At 65.6% G+C, this 8,594-nt stretch carries 6 protein-coding genes; 3 read left to right on the forward strand and 3 right to left on the reverse strand.

What is annotated here, in order from left to right; translation table 11 throughout:
• The first annotated feature begins 268 nt into the window (after window positions 1–268).
• A complete protein-coding gene (locus tag ACZK5D_RS16570) occupies window positions 269–742 on the forward strand; it encodes a GNAT family N-acetyltransferase (protein ID WP_463666078.1) in 474 nt (157 codons plus the stop codon).
• Between the two features lie 725 nt (window positions 743–1,467).
• Here ACZK5D_RS16570 and ACZK5D_RS16575 read toward each other — a convergent pair.
• Entirely contained in the window at window positions 1,468–3,915 is a 2,448-nt protein-coding gene (locus ACZK5D_RS16575) for a GmrSD restriction endonuclease domain-containing protein (RefSeq protein ID WP_463666117.1), read from the reverse strand.
• A gap of 162 nt (window positions 3,916–4,077) precedes the next feature.
• Between ACZK5D_RS16575 and ACZK5D_RS16580 the strand changes: the two genes are divergently transcribed.
• Window positions 4,078–5,577: a HEAT repeat domain-containing protein gene (locus ACZK5D_RS16580; protein ID WP_463666118.1), complete on the forward strand. Its 1,500-nt coding sequence runs from the start codon at window positions 4,078–4,080 to the stop codon at window positions 5,575–5,577.
• 109 nt (window positions 5,578–5,686) lie between these two features.
• Window positions 5,687–6,484 carry a competence protein CoiA family protein gene (locus ACZK5D_RS16585; protein ID WP_463666119.1) on the forward strand — a complete coding sequence of 266 codons (798 nt, stop codon included), beginning with the start codon at window positions 5,687–5,689 and terminating at the stop codon, window positions 6,482–6,484.
• Window positions 6,485–6,508: 24 nt separating this feature from the next.
• Here ACZK5D_RS16585 and istB read toward each other — a convergent pair whose 3' ends face one another.
• Together istB and istA are read right to left on the reverse strand one after the other, a co-directional pair.
• Window positions 6,509–7,273: an IS21-like element helper ATPase IstB gene (gene istB, locus ACZK5D_RS16590; RefSeq protein ID WP_463664796.1), complete on the reverse strand. Its 765-nt coding sequence runs from the start codon at window positions 7,271–7,273 to the stop codon at window positions 6,509–6,511.
• A complete protein-coding gene (gene istA, locus ACZK5D_RS16595; protein ID WP_463664797.1) occupies window positions 7,273–8,523 on the reverse strand; it encodes an IS21 family transposase in 1,251 nt (416 codons plus the stop codon). The genes istB and istA overlap by 1 nt, the downstream gene beginning before the upstream one ends.
• Between the last annotated feature and the right edge of the window lie 71 nt (window positions 8,524–8,594).

Consider the following 8,594-nt stretch of genomic DNA (forward strand, 5'->3'; position numbering starts at 1 on the left):
GCGGCAGAGTCGGATGTTGCGAGGCTTCAGCCAACTCCCTGGGTTCGAGCCTGTCGGCAGCCCGAGGGACGACCCGTGTCTGACCGACCGACGGTCGCGCGCCCGGGGTCGAGCGAATGCGTCAGTGAGCCCAAGCGGGCCATGCCCGATCTCGCGTATGGTCGTGTCCATGCGGAGCCCACTCGCGCGTGAGGACGTTAGCATCTGGCCCGCGACCGAGGACCGCTTCACAGACGCATGCGCGGCCGTGAGCCCAGGCTGCTGGTGCGTGCTTCCCCGATTCGGGCCGAAGGACACCCCTGACGGTCGCGAGGCGAAGTTCAAGGAACTGCTGGTTGGCGACGTGCCCCCAGGCCTGATCGCGTACGTGGACGGCGAGGTGGCCGGTTGGCTTGGCTTCGGCCCTCTGGAGCTTCTGCCGGCCGTGAAGAATTCCCAGCGATTGACTCAGGTCGACCTGGCTCCGGCCTGGACGGTCGTCTGCTTCCGCATCCGGAGGAAGCACCAAGGCCGCGGGCTCGCACGGCTCCTGCTCCAGGCAGCGGTCGACTACGTGCGGAAGGCCGGCGCGCCGATCATCCAGGCCTACCCCGCCGACACCAGCGACGGACGGATGAACTCGACGGCGGCCTACGTAGGCACCACCACGCTCTTCGAATCCGAGGGCTTCGAGCGCATCACCAAAACCGTCGCGACGGCCGCCAACCACCCTCGCTGGCTCATGCGGTTTCGACTCGACTAGGTCAGGCCCGCGGCAGTTTCGGGCGTTCAGGCGGTCCGTGACCCGGCCGTGTCATCCAGTTCGTTGAGGACACTTCTCGTCAAGCTCGAGGGTCACCCCGCCTCAGACGCGGGCTGCAACCCGAGCCTCCACCGCGGAGACGGTCCCCCAGTGCCACCGCCCACGTTCAACCGGGCCCTAGGCCACCGCCACTACCGCCACTCCCCCGCGGACATCGCCACCCGCCACCCCCAGGTGCCGAAGCCGAGCGCGCGGAAACGAGCCCGCAGCGGCACCCTCTGTTCCGCCCCCTGAGCGTGGACCCCCGCACTGGCGTCCCGCCACCGCGGACACCCTCGACGCCGACACCGACATCTCCACCGCAGCGACCAACACCGCCACGGAACCGCTCGACTGACCACACCGCACGGCGGCACTCAGCCAGCCAGAGGCCACGCCTCGGATCGGCGAAGGGGCCAATCGGCAGGTTCGGTGTCGACTACGGCACCAAACCTGCCAATGTGGCGCAGACGACTGCCCACGACTCGGACTCGGCCATCTGGCGACATCCGACTCTCGGCATGAGCGCGAAACCGCAGACAGCGGACCCAAGCGCGCCACCTCCGTAGATACGTGTTGACGAGGTTCTCGACAATCGGGGCGATCGTCTCACCGTGAGACGATCCGACGGCGGCCGCAGGGTCCGGGAGCAAGAGGTCAGCAGTGACAGGTGTTGGGCCTCCGCTTTACCCTGTCGTCAAAGCGGCGAGGTCATCGGCGGTCAGCTCTCTTGTCTTGTCCGCCTTGCCGTTGTGGAACGGCAGGCCTTCGTACTCGAGCATCTCCATTGGCTGGCGGAGGTCGTTCGGGTCTGTCCAAGTGAACCCTGGCGAGACCGTCCCATTCGACTGGAGGATGCGGTGCGCGTTGGCGCACTGGTTGCAGCCTGCGACGTGACCGCCGAGTGGCTGGGGAGATGTGCCGATGACTTCAGCCAGGCTTCCGTAGGTCGTCCAATGGCCCGCGGGCAGGGCTTCGAGGATGGCGTGCAGAGTTGACCAATCGAAGTGGGTGGCCTTCTCGTTCGGCTTCGTACCGGTGAACCCTGATCGGATGTCGAGCAGCTTGCGGCCGTCTGGCATTCTCCAGAACGCCCAGCCGTTCGTCGCCTTGCCCTTCACGTGCTTGCCGGCACCGGAGGGGGTTTCGAAGGTGCGGCCATCAACGCTCAACAAACCATCAGCGAGGACCGTGGCGGGGCGGTCTTTGAAGGTTCCGTCGGGGCCGGCCGTGAGGATGGTCCCGGGCGCGATGAGACCTGCTTCGACGAGGTGTTTCACTTGGATCCAGTCGCTCTGCACCTTGTTGTGTGGGTCGATGACTTTGCCCTCGTGGCCATTGGGGACGGGCCAGGTGTGGAGCAGGACGTTGATCATGAGGTCCGTGCGGGCGTCGATGCGCCGTTCGTCCCAGTGGTCTTCGCCGACGGACTTGAGGAGGCGGCTGTTGAGCAGGAGGGTGTCGTGGTTCGCTAGACCGTCACGCTTGGTCGACCATGGCCCGTTGGAGACCTTCGAGTTCAGTGATTTGGTCAGCAACGTGAGGTTGCCGAGGCGATGGATGTGGGCAGCTCGGTCGGCCTCAGCGATCTCGCCCTCGACCGGCCAGTTGTCCTGCCAGGTCTGCGGCAGGACGTGTTCGATCGGGTAGCCGTTGCGTGGGACCTGGGGCTGGTTCGTCCCGGATCGGAAGTCGTTCTCGATCGCCTCGAGCAGGACGCGCAAGCGTCCTCGACGGAAGCGGCGGTAGGCGCTTTCGGTGAACAGCGCCGACCTGATCTCTTCGTCGCCGGGCCAGTAGGTGCTGACCGCCTCAAGCCTGGAGAGGTGGCCGGTCACTCCGGCCACGAGGTCGTCTGCCGGCGTCTTGTCGAAGATCCGGATCAGGTCAGCGACGACGCGCGCTAGATCGGACCCAGACAAGCGCAGCATCGTGCGACGCATGATCCAGCTCTCCGCTGCCAGGGCCACGCCGTTGATGACAGCCGTGGGCAGGTTCCGTTCGGGTGCGTGCAGCCAGATGAGTAGGGGTTTGAGCACCTCGGTCTCGTTGGCCTTCATTCTGTAGACGGCCATTTCGACGGGAGAGAGTTGGCGATGGCTGTCATTCGCGGCCACAGTCCACTCCTCGTAGCGGTCCGCCTCCTGCTTGATGATCGGAAGCAGGGAGGTCATGCGGCGGTTGCCGTCGTGCTCGATGTAGGTCTTGAAGCGGGTGAATGTCTGTTGGGGGCCGACCTCTTCACCGATGCGAGAGATAAGCCACTGGTTCAGGAATAGTGAACTGCGGCTCACGAGGTAGCGCCCGACGCTGATCTCGGTTTCCCAGAACCTGTTCTCGAAGGGCCAGTCTTCTGTGTAGGCGCGTTTGGTGTCGGCTCCCTCCGCGGCCAGGCGCTGGAAGACGAAGTTGCGGATCAAGTCCGCGGCTGTCAGCGGGGTACCGCGTGCGTTGAGGGTCTCGAAGATCTCCTGGGAGTTCTCGTTGGCCCCCAGATTGATGGCGACCAGCTGCAGTCCGTCGAGAAGGGCTGAGACGAGACCGTCAGCCCGGATAGAGAAGCCGTCTGAGGCAGGATCGCCGAGCCATTCTGATACGGCCCGGGTGAAGTAGGCGTGAGCTCGGGTGACGAGCGAACCGGCGTGCTTCAGAGAGTCGTGGTCGACGGGAGGCTCAGCGTCCATGACCTCGTCGAACGCGGCACGGTCCTTGTTCGTGTGTCGCACCTTCAACGGCGAGTCACCCGGCTTGAGGAAGTTCGCCTGGTTGTGGGTCAAGGTCTCCAGTTGGCCGGCGAGCGTGTCGAGGTCCGCCTCTTTGAGTACGCCGGCGGCGGCATCCATCAGGAGCTGCAGCGTGGTGAGCCGCTGCTGTCCGTCGATGATGTTGCTGCCTGGAAGATGCCCCAGCTGCATCTCCTGGGATTGCACCACGATCGCGCCCAGGAAGTGGGTGACCTGCCCGAAGGGTTCTCGCCGGCGGGCCTCGATCAGCCGGCGCACGTCGTGCCACAGTGGCGCCCACTGGTTCGGCTCATCCCACACGTAGGGCCGCTGGAAGAGAGGCACCACCAACTGCTGCGGGAGAGCGAAGATGTGCATCGGTGTCCGGACGGCAGTTTCCATGATCGCCATCCTGCCCCCTCACACCGACCGGCTCAGCCGCAGGACCCGATTCGAGCCGGGTCACGTCGCGCCTACCCCAGTAGGCTCCATCCGGCCCCGCGTCTCACTTCCGGGGAGTCGTGGATCATCTCCACAAGCGAGGGGCTTGGTGGTCGACGTTCTGGGAGTGGAATGCGTCGACTACGCCTGGTTTGCCATCAGGATGGTGGTGTTGAGCTCGTGGGCCCGTCGGGTGCGCTGGCGCTGATCAGAGAGAACGCAATGGCAAACCGTTACATCGTGTGGCGCAAGGCGATCGACCCGATGGTGGGCGAGGATCCGCTCGTGTGGGAGGGATCGGTGTTCTTCCAGTTGTGGTCGCGAAGAGTCCCGCCGTTCGGGACGTTGGCCGAGGGCGACACCGTCTACCTGTGGGACCGCAGTTCGAATCGCGTCGTGTGGGAGTGGCGCATCCGGTGCCTGCTGCGAACCCAATACGAGTCTCGAGACGAAGTGTTCGCCATCATGAACCGCGTCTACGGTCTGGACCCTGAGGATATGAACCTCCTCGAATACGTCTTCAACGCCCCCCGCTCCGGCTTCATCTTGGCCTGGTCGTTCGATGTCGTCGCTGCCCTGGACATCGAGTTCCCCACGGACTTCAAGGTCGGGAACCACGGCTTCCGATCAGGCTACGTCCCCGTTGATGCGATCCCTTCCCAGTTCGCGGACCAACTCTCCCTGCCCAATCCGGGTCGTCCCGCGACCGTGTTCTCACCCCCGTTCCAAGTCGACAACGACCAGCCAGTCGTCAGCCTCCTCCCACGACACATCCCCGCCCATGTACGTCAACACGTCCTGAAACGTGACCAATATCGCTGTGTGGTCTGCCACCGTGGACGACCCGAAGTGGCACTCCACATCGACCACATCCGGCCCTACAGCCGAGGGGGCGGCGCCACCGTGGACAATCTCCAAGTCCTGTGCGCTCCCCACAACCTGAGCAAGAACAACAGAATCCTCGGTGCTGTGCCCACTCCGGTCTGGAATCCCGATCAGCAGCGCGAGCGGGCACAACGACTAGCCACTCTCCACGCCCAGCTCGCCGCAGACGCGACAGCAGCCGTCGCGCTGGAAGTCCTCGCGCTCCAACCAGCCATGAGCGACCGGGACGCGGTCGTCATGCTCCAGCCTCACATCGACGCCCCCAGCCCCACTCACCAGGCCGCTGTCCGGTGGGAGCTGTTGAAACGGGTAGAGACCGATGACCCCCGCTACTGGGAGCTGCTTGAAGCCGTCCATGATTCGCAAGTGCAACCCTGGGCCAGTCGCGCGGCCGCATACCTCGCCGAGGCGGACGAACAGCAAGATCCTCGCTCGGCCATCCGCCTGGCCGAAGAGGCCCTCGCGCACAGCGACGAGCCCGAGTACCGCGCAATCGCAGCCACCACCCTGCTCATGTTAGGTGACCAGGAAGACAAGGAGCTGTTGCGGATCCTGTCCCAGTCACCCGACCCCGACATGCGAGCCGCCGGGGCCTGGGGTCTGGTCGAACTCGATGAGCCCGACGCCCTCGAACTCGCGCGCGCCGCCCTGGCCACCTCCGATGCGCACGTCCGACTGGCCGCCTTCGAATGGCTCCAGCAAGCCACCAGAACGTCCACGAGCGAATCACGGACCAGAGCCGTGTGACGGCTTGGAGACACCCGCTCTGCCCCAGTAAAGCGATCGCCTCAGCAGGCGGATGTGAGCGCCATGACGTCACGGACCAGAGACGGCTGTAGCGCGACAGGACTTGTCAGTGGATTCGGGCATCATCATCTCTATGCAGAGCGCGCTGCTGGATGGGGTTGAACTCCTGGCCTGGGAACTGACAGAAGAAGATTTCGCTTCTGTCAGAGACCGCTACCGGGCTGATCGCGAGTGTCTGAAATTCAGAGACGGACTTCGGGCGATTCCACGCGGAGGGCCACTGAGACGAAATCACTTCTCTCACAGACCCGGCGAGGGTGGCAGCTCCGAACCGGAAACGATCCACCACATCCACGCCAAGAGGGCTCTGCGAGCCGCAGCTCAGTCACGGGGCTGGGTGGCCACCATCGAAGCCCGGCACCCCGACGGGCACTGGCAAGCCGATGTGCTGGCGGAGAAGCTCGGACGTAGGATCGCGTTCGAGGTGCAGTGGTCTCCCCAGAGCGCTCTCCTGTTTCAAGAACGCACCGAGCGGTACCGCCGGGATGGCGTCGAAACGGTGTGGATCGCCAAGTCGACGATGCGTGTCTTCGACTCGTTACCTCGAGAGCTCAACGTTATTCCGTTTGACGAATCTGGTGTGGGGCGCCATGTGCGGTACCCCCTAGTGAGGGCTTTCGAGACGTGCTTCGATCTCCTTGAAAGCGATGCGCGGAGGTCTGAGGCAGCTCCAATTCATCGTCACCGCTGTTACAAGTGCCGGGGTGCTTGGTTCTCCACAGAGATCCACCTGACCTGGGGCGAGAAGAGGGCTTTCACCGACGAGGAACTGCATGTGTTGGGCGCGTGGGCAGGCAGTTGTCAACGCCGGACGAAAACTGACCCCCTGTTGCCGATCGAAAATTGACCCCTCTCATGGTTGTTGTTGGTTCTACTTGGTTGGTTGGCGACGGTGGCCGCGGGTGCGGTAGGAGTCGCCGTCGAGCCCGATGACGTGGGCGTGGTGGACGAGGCGGTCGATGGTCGCGGCGGCGACGACGTCGTCGCCGAGGGTTTCGCCCCAGCGGCTGAAGGGCAGGTTTGAGGTCACGATGACGGTGCCGGTCTCGTAGCGTGAGGCGATCAGTTGGAAGAACAGGGCCGCGGCGGTGGTGTCGAAGGGCAGGTAGCCGACCTCGTCGATGATCAAGGCGCGGTAGCGTTTCAGCCGGCGCAGCTCGCGTTCGAGGGCGCCGGAGGCGTGGGCGGCGGCGAGCCGGTTGATCCAGCCGGTGGCAGAGTCGAACAGCACGGGATGGGCTGCTTCGGCGGCCTTGATGCCCAACGCGATCGCCAGGTGCGTCTTCCCGGTGCCGGGTGGGCCGAGGAGGACCACGTTCTCGCGTTTCGGGATGAACGTGCAGGTGGCCAGGTGCGCGATCAGGTCACGGGACGCGGCGGGGATGTGGTCGAAGACGAAGTCCTCGACGGTCTTGACGGCTGGAAGGTGAGCGGCCGAGATCCGCAGCCGGGTGCCGTTGGCGGTGCGGGAGGCGACCTGGCGGCCGAGGACGGCGGCGAGGTACTCCTCGTGGGACCAGCCCTCGGCGCGGGCCCGGTCACCGAGGTCGGTGAACGTCTCAGCGATCACCGGGGTCTTCAGCTCCCGGGCCAGGAACCCGATCTCGCCGGTCAGGTCCCTCGCGGTGAGGCTCATCAGGCCACCGCCCCGGACGCGCTCGCCGGGTCGATGCCGGGCAGGTCGAACAGGTCGTCGTAGACGCTCAACGGCCGGAGTCCGACGTCTTCGCCCACGCCGCGGGCATCGACGCGGACAGCCTTCTGGTGCGCCGCCCGCAGCGTCTTCGCGGTCGCGACGTGGGCAGGGTCGGTGAGGGTGCGCCGCTGGTCCCAACACCGCGCATGAGAGGCCACGGGTTGGCCGGCGCAGGTGACGGTGACGGTGTCCATGTCACAGCCGACGTCGACGAACCGGCCGATCACGGCGGGGTCGACCGAGTAGTCGTTACCCGCGACCCGCACGTAGTAGTCACGGCCCAGCCGGACCCGGCTACTCGACCCGACCAGCGGCGCCACCGGCGGCAGGCTGCTCATCGCCGCCACCTCCGACGCCAGCATGTCTGCTGGTCTAGCGCCGGTGCGGCGCAGCAGCCGCTGATTCGCCCGCGGTAACCAGTCCGCGAGTTGGGTGTTGAAGTCGGCCGGGGAGACGAACTCGCGGCCCGGCATGAACGACGTCTGCAGGAACCCGTTGGCCCGCTCCACCACCCCCTTCGCCTCCGGGTCACGGGGATTGGTCTGATAGATCCTGGTCCCCAACGTTCCGGCGAAGCCCCTCGCGGGCACCGTGAGGCGTCGGTGCTGCCCGATCCCTGCCTCGTTGTCCCACACCAGCATCCGCGGGACCGCCCCGAAGCTCCCCGCCAATAGCTGCCACATGCCCGCCAGCAGGTCCCCGGTCTGACGGGTCGGCAGCAACAGGGCGGCGATGAACCCCGACCAGGCGGCCACCATCGTCAACACCGGCGGCGCCGCGAGCACCCCGTCAGCCACCGGCACGACCCTCGGCGGGAACCACAGATCGCACTGCACGATCTCCCCGGCCCGATACTGGGTCCGATCCGCCGGGTCCGCCGGCAGATACAACGGCCGCAACTCAGCCACCCTCGCCCGCAGCACCGACGACGAATGCTCCCAGCTGATCCGCTCCGCGATCACCGTCGCCGGCATCCGCGGCGTCGCCGCCAACAACGCCCGGATCTGCGGCTCGACGGCATCGACCAACGACCCCGGCGACTCCCGCTCATACCTGGGCGGAACGTCCGAGGCCAACGCCGACCTCACCGTGTTCCTTGCCACCCCCAACTGGCGCGCGATCGCCTTGATCGCCAACCCCTCCGACCTATGAAGCCGTCGGATCTCGGCCCAATCCTCCACACTGATCACTCCCTCACTCTGACGGAGAGGGGTCAAAATTCACTCGGCGCCACGGGGTCAGTATTCACTCGGCATCGACA

Source organism: Tessaracoccus yangjingae, from assembly GCF_055326235.1.

Coding starts and splice junctions, on each gene's coding strand:
- istB (WP_463664796.1), bottom strand. CDS start 7,273: ATGAGCCTCACCGCGAGGGACCTGACCGGCGAGATCGGGTTCCTGGCC.
- ACZK5D_RS16580 (WP_463666118.1), top strand. CDS start 4,078: ATGCGTCGACTACGCCTGGTTTGCCATCAGGATGGTGGTGTTGAGCTC.
- ACZK5D_RS16575 (WP_463666117.1), bottom strand. CDS start 3,915: ATGGCGATCATGGAAACTGCCGTCCGGACACCGATGCACATCTTCGCT.